The following is a 16,674-nucleotide window of genomic DNA, read 5'->3' as shown; positions in this document are numbered from 1 at the left end:
CCGCCGCATACCGGTGATCCGGTAGGCCCTTGGCCGGTTGCCCCCGGCAGCCCGAAGGTAGCCGGATCCGATCCGGGGCGCCATGGGTAGACCTGCCCATGGTGCCTGAGCCCTTGGTCGAGCGCCTGAGCAGGCCCGATGTGACGTGCGCGACGACGGGCCTCGTACGTCGGCGATCGAGCGTAGGGTCTCAGACGTGACTCTGAAGATTGGGTACAAGGCGTCCGCCGAGCAGTTCGGGCCGCGCGAGCTGGTTGAGCTCGCAGTACGCGCCGAGGAGGTGGGACTGGACAGCGCGATGGTCTCCGACCACTTCCTGCCGTGGCGGCACGAGGGTGGCCATGCGCCGTCGGCCCTCGCCTGGCTCGCCGCGGCGGGGGAGCGCACCTCGCGCATCCAGCTCGGCACTAGCGTGCTGACCCCGACGTTCCGCTACAACCCCGCCGTCATCGCCCAGACGTTCGCGAGCCTGGCGCTGCTGACCGAGAACCGCGTGATCCTCGGCGTCGGGACGGGCGAGGCCCTGAACGAGATCGCCGTCTCGGGCCGCGAGTGGCCCGAGTTCAAGGAGCGGTTCGCGCGGCTGCGCGAGGCGGTGCAGCTCATGCGGGCGCTCTGGACCGAGGACTCCGTGGACTTCAAGGGCGACTACTTCGAGCTGGTCGGCGCCCAGATCTACGACCGGCCCGAGAACCCCGTGCCCGTCTACGTCGCGGCGGGCGGCCCGCTCGTGGCCAGGTACGCCGGGCGCGCGGGCGACGGCTTCATCTGCACCTCCGGCAAGGGCATGGACCTGTACACGGAGAAGCTGCTGCCCGCGGTCGCCGAGGGTGCGGCCAAGGCGGAGCGCGACGTCGCGCAGGTCGACAAGATGATCGAGATCAAGATCTCGTACGACCGCGACCCGGCCGCCGCGCTGGAGAACACCCGGTTCTGGGCGCCGCTGTCGCTCACCCCCGAGCAGAAGCACAGCGTCACCTCGGCCACCGAGATGGAACAGCTGGCGGACGAGCTGCCGATCGAGCAGGTGGCGAAGCGCTGGATCGTCGCGTCCGACCCGGAGCAGGCCGTCGAGCAGATCAAGCCCTACGTCGACGCCGGCCTGAACCACCTCGTGGTGCACGGTCCCGGCCAGGACCAGGAGCGGTTCCTCACCCAGTTCAGCGAGGACGTGCTGCCGCGTCTCAAGGCGCTGTGATCTACAGGGCGCTCTGACCCCGGCCTGACCGGACGAGACCCGTGCGGCTCAGGGCCGCACGAGCCCCGTCTCGTAGGCGAGGATCACCAGCGCCGCACGGTCCCGGGCGCCGAGCTTGGCGAGCAGCCGGCTCACGTAGGTGCGTGCGGTGGCTGGGCTGAGGTAGAGCTCGCGGGCGATCTCGTCGTTCGTCAGCCCTCGGCCGAGCTGCTGCAGCACCTCGCGCTCGCGTTCGGTGAGCCCGGCGAGCCGGCGGTCGTCGGTCCGGGGCGCCGGGGCGGCCGCGACCGCGCGCAGCACGGTGGCCGTCACACCCGGGTCGAGCAGCGACTCGCCCGCCGCGACCACGCGGACGGCGCGGCGCAGCTCGGCCGGCGCGACGTCCTTGAGCAGGTAGCCGGCGGCGCCGGACCGGATCGCCTCGAAGACGTGCTCGTCCTCGTCGAACGTGGTCAGGATCAGCACCCGTACGTCCGCCAGGTCAGGATCGGCGACGATCTCCCGGGTCGCGGCCAGGCCGTCCAGGCGCGGCATCCGGATGTCCATGAGCACGACGTCGGGCCGTAGCTCCCGCACGCGGGACACCCCGGCCTGCCCGTCGGCGGCCTCCCCGACGACGGCGATGTCGCCCTCGCTCTCCGCCAGGGCGCGCAGCCCCGCGCGCACGAGCTCCTGGTCGTCCACCAGGACCGTGCGGATCAGTGGGCCGGTCATGCTTCTCCCGTCTCCAGCCGGAGGGGCAGATCGGCGGCCACGACGAAGCCGCCGCCGGGCGCGTCGTCCGTGGTGAGGGTGCCGCCGAGCAGGGCGACGCGTTCGCGCATGCCGGAGATCCCGGTGCCGGGCACGAGGCCCGGGCCGGCACCTCGGCCGTCGTCGGCCACCCGGAGGACCAGGCGGCCGCCGGCTGCCCGCGCGGAGACCACGACGCGGCCGGCCTTGGCGTGCCGCAGCACGTTGGTGAGCGACTCCTGGACCACCCGGTAGGCGGCGGCGTCGACGGCTCCGTCGAGGGTCCCGGCGGGTACGTCCAGCCTGACCTCGACCACGAGTCCGGCCGCACGGGCCGAGGCGGCAAGGGTGTCGACGCCCGCCAGGCCGGTCGGCGCGGAGTCGGGCCCGCCCATGGGCCCGCGCAGCAGCCGGACCGTCGACCGCAGCTCGTGCAGCGTGCCCGACGTCGCCTCGCGCACGTGCCCGAGCGCGCGCCGGGCCGCGTCGTCGTCCCGGCCGACGGCCTCCGCGGCCACGCCGGAGTGCAGGGCGATCACCGACAGGTTGTGCCCGACGACGTCGTGCAGGTCCCGGGCGATGCGCAGGCGCTCCGCCTGCAGGCGCTGCTCGGCAGTGCGCGCCTCGTGCCCGCGTGCCTCCCGCGAGAGGCGGACGGCCACCCCGAGCGCGATCGCCGCCGCGACCAGCGCGACGTCGGTGACGAGCTCGTACGGCGCCAGGGCCTCCTCGGGGGTGTTGCCCACCGTCCGGTAGTAGGTCGAGACCGCGATCAGCGCGGTGCCCGCGCCGATGGCCCAGCCGGTACGCCGCATCTCCGCCGCCGAGTACAGCGCCGCGATCGCGGGCAGCGCCATGCCGATCGGCGCGAACTGGAGCGTGTAGTAGACGAACACGGCGAGCACCGTGATCACGAGCATGGTGCGCGGCACCCGGCGTCGCAGCAGGACCAGCGCCCCGAAACCAACGGCGAACAGATACGCCCCGGGGCCCGCGTGCCGCACGGCGGCGGGGTCCGCGGCGATGACCACGGCGACCACCAGGGCCATGGCGAGCGCCAGGACGACGTCGGTGACGCGCGGGTCGACGGCACGCGGGGCGGCACCCGGTTCGGACGGACGGCTCTCGGACACACCGTCACCCTACGGACGGGCTGGCCCTGAGGCATCGTCCCGGAGCCCTCCGGCCGCGAAGTCAGGGTTTGTGTCGCCTCCGGGCGACACCGGGAGACGATCCAGGGCCGATGTGGGACAGGTGCCCCGGCGGGCACCGTCGAGGCATGACATCTCAGCACCTTCCCCCGCAGCCCGCCGTCCCGTGGGCGGTGGTCGCCGGCCTCTCCGCGCTGGCCCTGCTCTGGCCGCTGACCGGCCTCACCGGCGTGCTCGGCACGGGCGCGCCCCGGGCGTTCGCGATCATCGGCACCACCGCCGCCGTGTGGATCGGCGTCGTCGGCCTGGGCCGCGTGCCCCGGCCCGTGCTCACCCTCACGCTGACCGGCCTGGCCTACGGGCTCGTCGGCGTCGCGCTGGGGCAGCTCGTCCCGGCGCTCGCCGGCTTCGGCGGGCCCGGCGGCTCGGGCGTCGAGCCCGCGTGGACCATGATCCCGGCACTGCTCGTCGACACCTTCGTGGGTCTGCTCGCTGGTCTGGTCGCGGCCGGCGTGCAGCGTCTGCGCGGGGCCGGCCGATGAGGCGGGCCGGCGCCCTGGCGGCGGGCCCTGCCGCCCTCGTGCTCGTCCTCGCGCTCGCCGGCTGCGGCGCGATCCCCGGCTCGGTCACACCCGTCGACGAGACGGAGTTCACGAACGAGCTGGCCGTCCCGCCGCTCGCGCCGTCACGGACGGTGGACGGCACGCGGGTCTTCGAGCTCACCGCGCAGGAGGGCACTACCGAGTTCCGGCCGGGCGTCCGGACCGAGACATGGGGCTTCAACGGCTCCTATCTCGGGCCGACGCTGCGTGCCGAGCGCGGGGAGCGGGTCGCCGTCGAGGTCACGAACGAGCTCGGCGAGCCGACCAGTGTGCACTGGCACGGCATGCACCTGCCTGCCGCGATGGACGGTGGGCCGCACCAGGAGGTCGAACCGGGCGCCACCTGGCGCCCCACCTGGGAGATCGACCAGCCCGCGGCCAGCCTCTGGTACCACCCGCACCCGCACGGCGCCACGGAGAAGCACGTCTACCGCGGCCTGGCGGGCATGTTCCTCCTGGACGACGACGTCTCGCGCGCCGCCGCCCTGCCGCAGGAGTACGGCGTCGACGACGTGCCGGTGATCGTGCAGGACAAGGTGTTCGACGACGACGGTCAGCTGGAGCTCTCGGACGACGGCAGCGAGCCCGGCACGCTGGGCGGGACCGTCCTGGCCAACGGCACCGTGGGTGCGTACCACGAGGTCACCACCGAGCGCGTGCGGCTGCGCCTGCTCAACGGGTCGACCGCGCGGACCTACCAGCTCGGGTTCCAGGACCGGGACCTGGAGCTCGTCGCGACCGACGGCGGGCTGCTCGACGACCCGGTGACCCTCGAGCAGGTACGGCTCGCCCCCGGCGAGCGCGCCGAGGTCGTCGTCGAGCTGGAGCCGGGCGAGACCACACGCCTGCACTCGTTCGAGGCTGACCTGGGCGGCGTCGTCGTCCCGTTCGCGATGGGCGGCAACGACGCGTTCGACGTGCTGGAGCTCCGGGCCGCCGACGAGCTCACGCCATCACCGGAGCCGGCCTGGGAGCCGTCCGTCCACGCCGCGCGGGACGCGCTGCACGAGGACTCCGCTAAGGTGACGCGCACGTTCGAGCTCGACGACCGCCAGATCAACGGGCGCCGGATGGACATGGGCCGCATCGACGAGGTCGTCACCGAGGGCGACACGGAGATCTGGGAGGTGCGCAGCACCGTGCCGATGCCCCACAGCTTCCACGTGCACGACGTGCAGTTCCGCATCCTGTCCGTCGACGGCGACGCACCGCCGCCCGAGCTGGCCGGACCCAAGGACACCGTGTACCTCGAACCGAACCGCACCTACCGGCTGCTCATGCGGTTCGACGACTACGCGGACCCCGAGGTGCCCTACATGTTCCACTGCCACATGCTGCTGCACGAGGACGAGGGGATGATGGGGCAGTTCGTGGTCGTCGGACCGGGGCAGGAGGCGGGGACGCCGCCCGACGGGCACGGGGACGGGCACGGGGACGGGCACGGGGACGCGCACAGCGACGCGGACAGTGACGACGCGGACGCCCACGCGGGGCACCACTGAACGTGTGGCACGCTCGGCAGGTGACCCTCTCCCTCCCGCGCCGCATCACGCACGTCCTGCTCGACCTCGACGGCACCCTCACCGACTCGGCCCCCGGCATCATCGCGTCCCTGCGCGTCGGGTTCGCCGACGCCGGACTCGACGTCCCCACCGACGCCGTCCTACGGACGTTCGTCGGCCCACCGCTGGGAGCGAGCATGACCGGTATCGGGCTGTCCGACGCCGACGCCGGTGCCGCGATCGCCGCCTACCGCCGCGACTTCGAGGTGCACGGCATGTTCGACAACTCCGTCGTCCCCGGCTTCCCGGAAGCGCTGACCGAGCTGCGCGACGCCGGGGTGACGCTCCTGGTCGCTACTGCCAAGCCGGAGCACTACGCGCGGCAGATCGTCGAGCACTTCGGGCTCGACCGCTACCTGGAGGGCGGACTCGACGGTGTCCACGGCGCCGCAGGCGAGGCGGTCGGACTCGTGGAGGGCAAGGAGGTCGTCGTGGAGCGCGCGCTGGCCCACGCGGTGGCCCTCGGTGCCGACGTCGGGCAGACGGTGATGGTGGGTGACCGTGAGCACGACGTGCACGCCGCCGCCCACCACGACGTCCCGACCATCGGCGTCACCTGGGGCTACGCGGCACCCGGCGAGCTGGAGGCCGCCGGCGCCGTGGCGCTCGCGGCGACGCCGGCGGAGCTGGCCAAGCTGCTCACGAGCTGACCCGCCCGCCGGCCGACTCCAGTGTGCGGGTCGTCATTCCGCACCGAGCGCCTCGTCGAACACGTCCCGCGACCGCTCGTCGAGGACCACGAACCGCACCTCCTGGGGACTGGCGTCCGGATGCTCGGCGAGCCAGGTGCGACAGGTCGTGACGGCGATGCGTGCGACGTCGGTGACGGGCCAGCCGTAGGCACCCGCGCTCACCGCAGGGAAGGCGATCGACCGGGCGTCCAGCTCGGCGGCGGCGTCGAGCGAGCTGGCGAAGCACGACGCGAGCCGGGCCGGATCGTCCTGGCCGCGATGCAGGTTCGGCCCGACGGTGTGGATCACCCACGAGGCCGGCAGGTCGAACGCAGGGGTCGCGACGGCGTCGCCCACGTCCAGGCCGTCCCGGTGGGTGGTGTTGCGCAGTCGCCGGCACGCCTCGAGGAGGCGTGGCCAGGCGGCGGCGTGGATGGCGCCGTCGACCCCGCCGCCGCCCAGCAGCAGGGAGTTCGCGGCGTTGACGATCGCATCCGCCTCCACGCGGGTCAGGTCACCGATCTCGACGGAAATCGTCATGCGCCTGCTCCCTGTGTGACGGCTCCGGTTCCCGTGCGTTCCATCCACTTGAACCCGTCGTTGACCGGCCGCCAGCCGAACTGCTCGTAGAGGCCGTGGGCGTCGGCCGTTGCGAGGAGCGTGCGGCGCAGGCCCAGCGGCTCGATGTCGGCGACCACCCCCGCAACCAGGAGTTTGCCGATGCCCTGCCCGCGCAGGTCCGGGTCCACGATGACGTCGGCGAGCCAGGCGAACGTCACGCCGTCGGTCACCACACGCGCGAACGCCACCTGCGCACCGGTGTCGCGGCGGTAGACGCCGTAGGGCCGGGAGCCCGCGATGGCGGCGTCCATCACACCGCGCGGGCGGTCCTTCGCCCAGTAGGTGTAGCGGGAGACGAGCTCGTGGACGCGCGCGGCGTCGATGCGGGCCGGGTCCGTGGAGAACTCGTAGGTCGCGTCGTTCATGGTCCGGAGTCAACCACTGGTCACCGACACCGGCCGAGGGAAATAGCGCTCCGCGACCGCACGTCCTCATCTCTTACGCGGGTGGCAGAAGGCCGGGCGGATGTCAGTGGTGGAGGCTAGAGTCGAACGTATGTCCGCAGCTATGGCGTGAACAGTTAGCCTTATAAATTACTTGACCCGGGTGAGGAGTGTGCTGCATGCGCGAGGGACTGTCTGACGACGGCATGGCCGGCGCGCTCCTGGACGAGCCTGCTGTGGACCACCAGGCCTGGGATCAGGGGGCGGACACGGGTGTGGGGTCGGGGCCGGACGAGATGCCGGATCCTGGGCCGGACTGGCCTCCCGACACGATTCCCGTGTTCCTGTGGCCGGAGGAGGTCCTGCGGCAGGCACTGCGGGGTGCACCGGGCCCAAGGCTGGCGCGGGTGGTGGCCGAGGCGATCGACCTGGCCGGCAACCTCGGCCCCCACCCCGAAGCACACGCGGACCCGGGCGTGCCCGGTGACGCGCTGGGTACGGGCCCGCTGGCCGACCTGTCGGACGACGCCCTGGGCGACCTGATGATCGCGTCCGGCCGGCTGCAGTCCTGGTCCGCAGGCATACAAGCCCGTGTCCTGGCCGAGCGTTCCACGCGCGAGAGTCACCCGCTGGCACACAACTCGCTGGTCGGACAGGTCACCAACGAACTCGTGGTCACCGAGCCCGAGGCGAGCGAGGTCGTGGTCCGGGCCGAGTCCGGCACCCAGCACCCCACCGTCATCCAAGCCCTCCTGGCCGGGCGGATCGACGCACGCAAGGCACACACCCTGCTGCGCTCCGCCGCCCAGCTGACCGTGGCCGAACGCACCGAAGCCATCAACCGGTTCCTGCCCCAGGCACCACGACGGACGTGGAGATGGCTACAGGCCCGGATGCTCACCTTCGCCAAGAACCGGCACGGCGCCGCCGAGACCACGAACACGGAGACGGCCCGCCGTAGCGTGCACGTGGACCGGGCGGAGAACGACATGGGCTGGCTGTCCGCCTACCTGCCCGCGACCGACGCCGCAGCAGTCTGGGGCGTCGTGGACGACATGGCCCACCAGCTCCGCCACACCACCGGCGAGGACCGCACCCTGAGCCAGCTACGCGCCGACTCCCTGACCGGCATCGTCACCGGCCGCCTCCTACCCGCCGACCGCCTCACCCCCACCGAGACCGACACCACGGGGATCAGCGACGCGACATCTGACGCGACAGCTGACGTAGCCGACTCTCCCGTATGCACCTGCGGCGGCAGGGCACCCGTCGTGCAGCAGATCGTGCAGGAGATCGTGCGGCCGGTGCGGGTCACACCCACCCGGCCCGTGGTCCGCGTCACCATCCCCGCCAGCGCCCTGCTCGGCCTGGACGACGCACCTGGACACCTCGCCGGGTACGGCCCTATCCCCGCCGAGACCGCACGCATCATCGCGCAGGACGCGACCTGGCAACGCCTGCTCACCGACCCCGTCACCGGAATCCTGACCGACTACTCCACCACTACCTACCAACCCGGCAAAGTCCTCCGCGCAGCCGTCGAAGCCAGAGACGAGACCTGCACCTTCGGATGGTGCGACACCGCCGCCACCGGATGCGACCTCGACCACATCCAACCCTTCGACCACCACAAGAACGACGACCCCGTCCGCGACAGCAACAACACAGGTGGTGCTCCCGGGCAGACCCGCGCACAGAACCTGCAACCCCTGTGCCGCAAGCACCACCTGCTCAAGACCCACGCCGGCTGGGGCGTCGTCCGCGACCCCCTGACCGGGATCACCACCTGGACCACACCGACCGGACGCACCCACACCCGGCCACCGACCGTGCTGGACACCCACATCGAGATCGACGAGATCGACCCCGACACCAGCCACGACCTCACCCTGCGCGCCCTCACGGGGAAGCACCTACCCCGCCCCTACCGGACCACCGAACCCGGTGCCATAAGCGGTGCCGACGAACCGCCGTTCTGACAAGACCCGCGTTGACGTCGCCGGCGGGCGATCCCCGCACCCGCGCGAGCCCTGCGTCTGCCCACCCGGCACGGGCCAGCGTTCGCAACTACCCGGCGTGCCGACGGCAGAACTCCCGCAGCGGGCCTGCCGGGATCGCGTCCAGCAGCTCGCGGTAGCGAGCGGCCGCGTCGTCGGTCCGGCCGGAGTGGCGGGCGAGGTCGGCGAGGGCGAGGCTCGCATCCCGGGCGGCGTACGGCGGCCCGTCGGCGACCAGCTCCTCGAGCTCACGCTCGATCGCGCTGACACCAGCACCAGCACCGCCGTCGCGCAGAGCGATCCGGCCGAGCACGACGAGGCGCGCGACCCGGGTCGCCGGCGACGGCCAGACCCGCAGCAACGCGTCGTAGAGCTGAGCCAGCCGGACCCAGTCCGTGTCCGCCGCCGTACGGGCCGCGGCATGCACCCCCGAGATCGCGGCCTCCAGCGCGAAGCGGCCCGGAAACCCGAGATCCGTTCCGTCGGCGGTGGTCGCCGCCGTGGCGTCGTCGAGGCCCGCCGACAGGAGCCGCTGGTCCCACGCCGAACGGTCCACCTCGTCGATCGGGAGCGCGACGCCGTCGCGTACGCGGCCCGGGCGCCTGGCCAGGCCGAGGCGGCACACGGCGCGCAGGCCGAGCACCTCGGGGTCGTCCGGGTACTCCGCGACGAGGGCCTCGGCGAGCGTCAGCGCGTCGCGGGCCGGGTCCTGCGTGGCGTCGGCGGGCTCGATCCCGTCCCGTTGCCCCACGGTGAACAGGCCCGCCACGCACGCGAGCACGACGGGCAGCCGTGCGGCCCGTGCGGCGCGGTCCGGCACGGCGAACTCGCCGCGGGCCCTGGCCAGCGCTGACTTGGCGCGCGTGAGCCGTGCCGCCGCGGTCGCCTCCGCGATGCCGAGGTGGGCAGCGATCTGCCGGATGGTGAGGCCGCAGACCACCCGCATCGCCAGGACGAGCTGTGCGCCGGAGGGGAGCGCGTCGTCGCACGCGACGAAGAGCAGCGCGAGCCGGTCGTCGAGGTCACCGCCGGGCGCGCCCGGGTCGGTCGGCACGTCCACGGCGGCCACCTCCGGGCGAGCGATCTGGGGCTGGAGCCGCGTGAACACCGTCTGGTGCCGCACCGCGTCGAGCCACGTCCGGCGCCCGACCTGGACGCACCAGGCGACCAGGTCGTCGATGGCGCCGTCGGGCTGGGCCGCGGCCCGCGCGAACGCCTCCGCGGCGTACTCCTCACCGGAGTCCAGGCTGCGCGTCGTCACGGCGAGCGACCGCACCACCTGAGGCCAGGCGGTGCGGAACGCCGCGGGGTCGATCGGCACTGAGGGGTGCCCCTAGGAACCGAAGTTCAGGACCTTGCGCCACTCGACGACGTTGCTGCTCGGTACCAGCGCCGCGATCTTGCGCGCGGTGGCCTCGTCGCACTCGACCTCGTAGTAGCCGGTGATGACCTCGTTGGTGTCGGTGAACGGGGCGTCGGTGTAGACCGGCTCGGCGCCGTCCTTGCCGGCTGCCACCCAGCCGCCGTACTTGGCGTTCTGCAGGGCGTTGCTGCCGGTGATCTTGGCGCCGAGCTCGGCCACCGCCTCGCTGAAGCGCTGGTGCGCGGCCATGTCCTCGTCCTCGGACAGGTCCGGGACCTGACCGCCGTCCTTGGGGAGGTAGGCGTCCGAGTCCCAGTCGGACTCGCGGATCAGGAACATCCAGGTGTCGGTCATGTCGAGCTCCTCGTTCGTGGGATGTTGACACGCCTTGGACGGGCGAGCCGCGCCGGAATCGACACCTCCCACGAAACTACTCTCGCCAGGTCAGCCGATCACCGCGATCGGCACCGCGATCGGGGTCCCGGACCCGTCGCGCCGTTCGTCCACCTCGGGCAGCTCGACCGGCTGCCCGCCTGCGCCGAGCGCCCGCGGGGGAGTGGCGCCCACCCAGGCCAGGATGAGTCCGTCCTCGCCCTTGAGCAGCCGCTGGGACCGCACACCGCCCGTCGCACGCCCCTTGCCCGGGTACAGCGAGAACGGCGTCACCTTGCCGGCGCCCGGCTCGATCCCCGGCAGTGCGTCGCCGGCCCCGGCGACGGTCACCACCGTGGCGTCGACCCCGGCCGGGACCGCGCCGAAGAACACCACCTTCCGGTCCGCGGCCAGCTTGATCCCCGCCATGCCGCCCGCGGCCCGGCCCTGCGGCCGCACGGACGAGGCAGGGAAGTGCAGCAGCGACGAGTCGTCGGCCACGAAGACCAGCTCGTCGTCGTCCGTCACGACCGCGGCGCCCACCACGGTGTCGCCGTCCTTGAGCCCGATCACCGGCCACTCGTCGCCCTTCGCCGGGGCGTCCGACGGCGCTATCCGCTTCACGATGCCCTGCGCGGTGCCGACGGCGATGGTCGGCGCGTCCGGGCCGAGCGCGGTGACGGCCCGCACGGTCTCGCCGGGCTCCAGCTCCACGAGCTCGCTGACCGGGATACCGCCGGACAGCGACGGCGCGCCGTCGGTCGGCGGCAGCGAGGGCAGGTCGAGCACGGAGATGCGCAGCATGCGGCCGGCCGAGGTCACCAGACCGACCTGACCCCGGGTCGTCGCGGCGGTGTCACCCCGCAGGGCGTCGTGCGCCGCACGGTTGCCCTCGCGCGACACCGGGACGTCGTCCGGGAGGCGGGCCAGCAGGCCCGTCGCGGACAGCAGCACGCGGGTCGGGAGGTCCTTGATCTGCAGGTCGATGGGTTCGACGGTCTTCTTGCGCCCGTTCGCCGGGGCCTCGGCCACCGAGCCGACGGAGCCGCCGGCGGAGTCGAGCAGCACGGTGCGGCGCGGGGTGCCGTACGTCTTGGCCACCTCGCTCATCTCGGTGCTGACGACGCGGCGCAGGAGCTTCTCGTCGCCGAGGATCTGCTCCAGCTCGGCGATCTCGCGGCGCAGCTCCTCGGCCTCCTTCTCCAGCTCGATGCGGGAGAACTTGGTCAGCCGGCGCAGCTGGAGGTCCAGGATGTACGACGCCTGGGGCTCGGACAGGTCGAAGACCTCGCGCAGCCGGTCGCGGGCGATGCCGGCGTCGTCGGACGACCGGATCACCTGGATGACCTCGTCGATGTCGACGATCGCGACGAGCAGGCCGTCCACCAGGTGCAGCCGCTCGAGGCGCTTGTCCAGGCGGTACTGCGACCGGCGCCGGACCACCGAGATGCGGTGGTCCACCCAGACCCGCAGCATCTCGACCAGGCCGAGCGTGCGCGGCTGGCCGTCGACGAGGGCCACGTTGTTGATGCCGAACGAGTCCTCGAGCGGCGTGGCACGGTACAGCTGCTCCAGCACGGCGTCGGGGTCGAAACCGGTCTTGACCTCGATGACCAGGCGCATCCCGTGCGTGCGGTCCGTGAGGTCCTGCACGTTGGTGACGCCCTGGATGCGCTTGGCCTTGACGCCGTCGGCGATCTTCTCGACCACCTTCTCCGGGCCCACCAGGTAGGGCAGCTCGGTGATGACGATGCCCTTGCGGCGCGGGGTCACGCTCTCGATCCGTGCGGTGGCCCGGGTGCGGAAGCTGCCGCGACCCGTGCGGTACGCGTCGCGCACACCCTCGAGGCCGACGATCTTGCCGCCCGTCGGCAGGTCCGGGCCCGGGACGAACCGCTGCAGGTCCTCGAGCGTGGCCCCGGGGTTCTTGATCAGGTGCTGCGCCGCCGCGACGACCTCGACGAGATTGTGCGGGGCCATGTTCGTGGCCATACCGACCGCGATGCCGGACGCGCCGTTGACCAGCAGGTTCGGGATCGCGGAGGGCAGCACCTCGGGCTGGGTGAGCTTGTTGTCGTAGTTCGGCACGAAGTCCACGACGTTCTCGTCGAGCCCCGTGGTCATCGCCATCGACGACGCCGCAAGGCGTGCCTCCGTGTACCGGGGCGCGGCGGGACCGTCGTCGAGCGAACCGAAGTTGCCGTGCCCGTCCACGAGCGGGAGCCGCAGCGAGAAGCTCTGCGCGAGCCGCACCAGGGCGTCGTAGATGGGGGCGTCACCGTGCGGGTGGAGCTTTCCCATCACCTCGCCCACCACACGCGACGACTTCACGTGTGCGCGGTCGGGGCGCAGCCCCATGTCCGACATCATGTAGAGGATGCGGCGCTGGACCGGCTTGAGGCCGTCGCGCGCGTCCGGGAGGGCCCGCGAGTAGATGACGGAGTAGGCGTACTCGAGGAACGAGGCCTCCATCTCCGAGGCGACGTCGATGTCCACGACCTTCTCGTGGATCTCGCTCTCGTCGAGCGGCTGCGACGGCTTGCGCGCCATGGTTCGTGGGGCTCCTGGAATCTGGGGCTGGAATCTGGGGGTGGATCGAACAGGCAAACGGTACCCCGCGCCGCCGACACTCCGGCCGCTCACACTCCGGCGAGCACGCCGGGAAGCACCGTTCGGACGTCCAGCCAGGTCATCGGCTGAGCATGTGCACATTCCCCGCTCCACCTGGCACTATTCAGCTATGCCCGAAATGCCGCTGCTCAGCAGGTCGACCACCCTGCCGGGCTGGCTGGTCCGCATCGGGCTGGCCTACGGCGTCGCCGGGCTCAGCGTGGTGCCCGTCATGGTGCTGGGCGCCCTGGTGACCTGGTGGATGCAGTCCTGGCAGTGCGCGGAGCAGGAGTGGGGCTGCCTCGAGGAGGGCATCACCATGTGGGCGGGCCTGGCGGTGATCGCCGCCGTGCTGCACGTGGTCGTCTCGATGCGGCTGGGGCTCGGCGTGGTGCACGGCCTGGTGGTCGTCGCCGTGGCCGCGGTGTCGGCGAACGTCGCCCCGGCGCCCGGCGCGTGGCTGATGCTCGCGACGGGACCGGCGGTCGCCGCGATCCTTACCGCCTCTGGCCCGAACCGCAGGCAGCGCCTGGTGCTCGTCGGCTTCGCGGTGATGCTGCTCGTCGGCATGGTGCTGATCCGCTGATCCCGCCAACCCGGCAGCGCCCGCCAACCCTGGCAGCGACCACCTACCCCGGCAGCGCCCGCCGCGGCGCGTCCGTCCGGCGCTCCGCCGGCCGCAGGCGGATCGTCGCGTGCAGCACCGCCGCGCCGCGCTCCGCGACCGCCACGGGGTACAGCTCCAGGGAGGCGAGCTCCGGCAGATCCTCCGCCATGACGGAGACCCGCGCCAGCACGTCCTCGAGCGCCGCGACGTCGGCGGCGGGCGCCCCCTGGTAGCCGAACAGGCGCGGGGCCGCGCGGACGCCGCGCACCATGCGCGCCACGTCGACGTCGGTCAGGGGCGGCACACCGTGCGTCACGTCGTCGAGCAGGTCGACGGCGTCGCCCGCCAGCCCGAAGGACACCACCGGGCCGAACAGCTCGTCCTCGACCGAACGCACCACGCACGCCACGCCGGCGGGTGCCATCGCCTGCACCTCGAGCATCGGGTCGGGCGCCGGGAGCAGGGACGCCGCCGCCGCGAGCATCCGCTCGGCGTCCTCCCGCAGGTCCTCGGCGTCGGCGATGTCGAGGCGCACGCCGCCCAGGTCCGCCCGGTGCCGCAGCGCGGGTGCGGCGATCTTGAGCGCCACCGGCCAGCCCAGGTCCTCGGCGGCGGTGACCGCGTCGGAGGCCGTGCGCACGCTCCGTGAGCCCCACAGGGTGAGCCCGTAGCAGGCCAGCAGCTCGGTGGCGGTCGCCTGGTCCAGCACCGCGCCGGCCGGCTCCTCGACGAGCAGAGCCTCGACGAGCGTGCGCGCCTGGGCCCGCGCGGCGCCGTCGGACATGCCCTCCCGCAGTGCGGGCCGCACCGGCGTGCCGTGGTCCTGGGTTCGCCACTGCGCGTAGCGCACCACCGCGCCGAGGGCCCAGACGGCGTCCTCGGGCGTCGAGAACGCGGGGATCCGGATCTCGCGGCCGTCGGTGCTCGCCGCCAGCTCGTCGGGCATGCCGTGCAGGCCCAGCGCGCTGACGACGGTGGTGCGGCCCGTGCGAGCGGCGGCCTCGGCAACGGCGCGGGCTATCGCGTCGGTGCGCGGCAGCACCACGGGCACGGACACCACGACCACGGCGTCGCACGCGCCGGGCGCGTACAGGGCGTCGACGGCCGCGGCGATCTCGTCGTCGGGGGCACTGGCTGAGAGCGGGTCCGGCGGCCCGACGACGGTGAGGCCCGCCGCGGCGACGGCGTCGGCCACGAGCGCCGCCAGCGACGGCGAGCTCGCGAGGATCCCCACCCGGCCGCCGGAGGGGAGTGGCTGGTGCGCCAGCACCTGGGCGACGTCCATGAGCTGGTGCGTGTTCTCCGCGCGGATCACGCCGGACTGCCGCAGCACCTCGTCGAGCATCCGCCGCGGCGCACGCGTGGCGCGCACGGTGTGCCCGGGCGGGACGACGCTCCCGTGGCGGCCCGCCACGACCACGATCACGGGCTTGACCTGCGCCAGGCGCCGGGCGATCCGCGAGAACTTGCGGGGGTTGCCGAGCGTCTCGAGGTACAGGCAGGCGACGTCGGTGTGCGGGTCGTCCTGCCAGTACTGCATGACGTCGTTGCCCGACACGTCGGCCCGGTGCCCCGCCGAGACGAGCGTGGAGAGCCCGAGCCCGCGCCGCTTGACCGTCTCGGCGGCCGTGACGGCGACGGGTGAGCTCTGGCTGAACAGGCCCACGCGGCCGGGCCGGGGGGCGGTGAGCGCGAGGCTCGCGCGCAGGCTCGCGCCCGGCACGTTCGTGAGCAGGCCGTAGCTGGCCGGGCCGACCACCCGCATGCCCTCGGTGTGCGCGGTGCGCAGCAGCTCGCGGCGGCGGGCCACACCCTCGGGTCCCGTCTCGGCCCAGCCGGCCGACAGGACGACGACGCCGCGCGCGCCCGTGCCGCGCAGGTGCCGCACCGCGTCGATCACCTCGTCCGGGGGCGCGGCGACGATCGCGAGGTCGACCTGGGCGTTCTCGCCGGATCCGGCCCCGCCCGGCCCGCCCTTTCCGAGGTCCGCCCAGGACACGTCGTCGCCCAGTACGAGCAGCTCGGTGTCGCCGGGATCGGCGGCGTGCGCCTCGCGGACACGGGCGGCGAGCAGCTCGTCGACGGTGCCGCCCTGCGCCGGGCCGACCAGCAGCACGCGCCGGGCCGAGAGCAGCCCCTGCATGGACCGCGCCTCGGTGCGGTGCTCGCGGTCCGCCATGACCTCGCGGGACCGGTCGGTCGGGTCGAGGTCCACGGAGACGGTGACGACGCCGTCGTCCAGGTGCTGCTCGACGGCGTAGCCCGCCTCCCGGAACACGCCGAGCATCGCCCGGTTCTGGGGCAGCACCTCGGCGATGAACCGGTGCACACCCCGCTCGCGTGCCGCGGCGGCGATGTGCTCCAGCAGCACCGAGCCGAGACCCTGTCCCTGGAGGGAGTCCGCGATGTTGAAAGCGACCTCGGCGGTGCGGCGCCCGGGCCGGTCGTCGATCACGTCGTAGCGCGTGACGCCGACGATGTCCTCGGCCTCCTGCGCAGTACCCGGGCGGACGGCGACCAGCGCCGCCCGGCTGACGTGGTCCACGGTGACGAGCTGGGTGAGCATGCGGTCGGGGATGCGCTGCAGCGCGGCGAAGAACCGGAGATAGGTCGAGCGCTCCGACTGGGCCATCTGGAAGCGCTGGAGCGCGTCGGAGTCCTCCGGGCGGATGGGGCGCACGTGTGTCGTGGAGCCGTCGCGCAGCACCACGTCGGCCTCCCACTCGACCGGATACTCCGTCGAGTACGGCAGGCGGACGGTGCCCACCCGTTGCTCGGCCCGTTCTGGCTGGTCCACGGGACCAA

General features: G+C 73.1%; 14 protein-coding genes. 6 read left to right on the top strand and 8 right to left on the bottom strand.

What is annotated here, in order from left to right:
* The first annotated feature begins 196 nt into the window (after positions 1 to 196).
* A complete protein-coding gene (gene fgd / locus ACQEVI_RS01605; protein WP_432893978.1) occupies positions 197 to 1,198 on the top strand; it encodes a glucose-6-phosphate dehydrogenase (coenzyme-F420) in 1,002 nt (333 codons plus the stop codon).
* Positions 1,199 to 1,246: 48 nt separating this feature from the next.
* On the opposite strand, the gene ACQEVI_RS01600 is transcribed toward fgd, so the two are convergent.
* A complete protein-coding gene (locus tag ACQEVI_RS01600; protein WP_432905752.1) occupies positions 1,247 to 1,900 on the bottom strand; it encodes a response regulator transcription factor in 654 nt (217 codons plus the stop codon).
* Positions 1,901 to 1,908: 8 nt separating this feature from the next.
* Complete coding sequence (locus tag ACQEVI_RS01595; RefSeq protein WP_432893976.1) at positions 1,909 to 3,063, bottom strand: sensor histidine kinase; 1,155 nt, start codon at positions 3,061 to 3,063, stop codon at positions 1,909 to 1,911.
* A gap of 146 nt (positions 3,064 to 3,209) precedes the next feature.
* Here ACQEVI_RS01595 and ACQEVI_RS01590 point away from each other — a divergent pair, with 146 nt between their 5' ends.
* Genes ACQEVI_RS01590 through ACQEVI_RS01580 form a run of 3 tightly spaced genes read left to right on the top strand, consistent with a single transcriptional unit; the run spans position 3,210 to position 5,895 of the window.
* On the top strand, positions 3,210 to 3,623 hold the full coding sequence (locus ACQEVI_RS01590; protein ID WP_432893974.1) for a hypothetical protein: 414 nt from the start codon (positions 3,210 to 3,212) through the stop codon (positions 3,621 to 3,623).
* A complete protein-coding gene (locus ACQEVI_RS01585) occupies positions 3,620 to 5,185 on the top strand; it encodes a multicopper oxidase family protein (RefSeq protein ID WP_432893972.1) in 1,566 nt (521 codons plus the stop codon). Before ACQEVI_RS01590 ends, ACQEVI_RS01585 begins: the two co-directional genes overlap by 4 nt.
* Before the next feature lie 20 nt (positions 5,186 to 5,205).
* On the top strand, positions 5,206 to 5,895 hold the full coding sequence (locus ACQEVI_RS01580; protein WP_432893970.1) for an HAD hydrolase-like protein: 690 nt from the start codon (positions 5,206 to 5,208) through the stop codon (positions 5,893 to 5,895).
* Between the two features lie 33 nt (positions 5,896 to 5,928).
* On the opposite strand, the gene ACQEVI_RS01575 is transcribed toward ACQEVI_RS01580, so the two are convergent.
* Both ACQEVI_RS01575 and ACQEVI_RS01570 read right to left on the bottom strand, forming a co-directional pair.
* On the bottom strand, positions 5,929 to 6,456 hold the full coding sequence (locus ACQEVI_RS01575) for an O-acetyl-ADP-ribose deacetylase (RefSeq protein ID WP_432893968.1): 528 nt from the start codon (positions 6,454 to 6,456) through the stop codon (positions 5,929 to 5,931).
* Positions 6,453 to 6,902: a GNAT family N-acetyltransferase gene (locus ACQEVI_RS01570; protein ID WP_432893966.1), complete on the bottom strand. Its 450-nt coding sequence runs from the start codon at positions 6,900 to 6,902 to the stop codon at positions 6,453 to 6,455. Before ACQEVI_RS01570 ends, ACQEVI_RS01575 begins: the two co-directional genes overlap by 4 nt.
* 197 nt (positions 6,903 to 7,099) lie before the next feature.
* Here ACQEVI_RS01570 and ACQEVI_RS01565 point away from each other — a divergent pair, with 197 nt between their 5' ends.
* Complete coding sequence (locus tag ACQEVI_RS01565; protein WP_432893964.1) at positions 7,100 to 8,899, top strand: HNH endonuclease; 1,800 nt, start codon at positions 7,100 to 7,102, stop codon at positions 8,897 to 8,899.
* Between the two features lie 88 nt (positions 8,900 to 8,987).
* On the opposite strand, the gene ACQEVI_RS01560 is transcribed toward ACQEVI_RS01565, so the two are convergent.
* The 3 genes from ACQEVI_RS01560 to ACQEVI_RS01550 all read right to left on the bottom strand — a co-directional run bounded on the left by ACQEVI_RS01560 (position 8,988) and on the right by ACQEVI_RS01550 (position 13,202).
* Positions 8,988 to 10,238: a DUF6596 domain-containing protein gene (locus ACQEVI_RS01560; RefSeq protein ID WP_432893962.1), complete on the bottom strand. Its 1,251-nt coding sequence runs from the start codon at positions 10,236 to 10,238 to the stop codon at positions 8,988 to 8,990.
* A gap of 12 nt (positions 10,239 to 10,250) precedes the next feature.
* Positions 10,251 to 10,634 carry a YciI family protein gene (locus ACQEVI_RS01555; RefSeq protein WP_432893960.1) on the bottom strand — a complete coding sequence of 128 codons (384 nt, stop codon included), beginning with the start codon at positions 10,632 to 10,634 and terminating at the stop codon, positions 10,251 to 10,253.
* Between the two features lie 90 nt (positions 10,635 to 10,724).
* Positions 10,725 to 13,202 carry a DNA gyrase/topoisomerase IV subunit A gene (locus ACQEVI_RS01550; RefSeq protein WP_432893958.1) on the bottom strand — a complete coding sequence of 826 codons (2,478 nt, stop codon included), beginning with the start codon at positions 13,200 to 13,202 and terminating at the stop codon, positions 10,725 to 10,727.
* A 190-nt stretch (positions 13,203 to 13,392) separates the two neighbouring features.
* Between ACQEVI_RS01550 and ACQEVI_RS01545 the strand changes: the two genes are divergently transcribed.
* Positions 13,393 to 13,848: a hypothetical protein gene (locus ACQEVI_RS01545; RefSeq protein WP_432893956.1), complete on the top strand. Its 456-nt coding sequence runs from the start codon at positions 13,393 to 13,395 to the stop codon at positions 13,846 to 13,848.
* A 43-nt stretch (positions 13,849 to 13,891) separates the two neighbouring features.
* Here the strand turns inward: ACQEVI_RS01545 and ACQEVI_RS01540 are convergent, their stop codons facing one another.
* On the bottom strand, positions 13,892 to 16,666 hold the full coding sequence (locus tag ACQEVI_RS01540) for a GNAT family N-acetyltransferase (protein WP_432893954.1): 2,775 nt from the start codon (positions 16,664 to 16,666) through the stop codon (positions 13,892 to 13,894).
* Positions 16,667 to 16,674: the final 8 nt, after the last annotated feature.

The sequence above is a fragment of the Promicromonospora sp. CA-289599 genome, assembly GCF_050936155.1.
Taxonomy (GTDB): domain Bacteria; phylum Actinomycetota; class Actinomycetes; order Actinomycetales; family Cellulomonadaceae; genus Promicromonospora.
The sequence above is the reverse complement of the archived record's forward strand: the minus strand, read 5'-3'. Positions and strand labels throughout refer to the sequence as shown.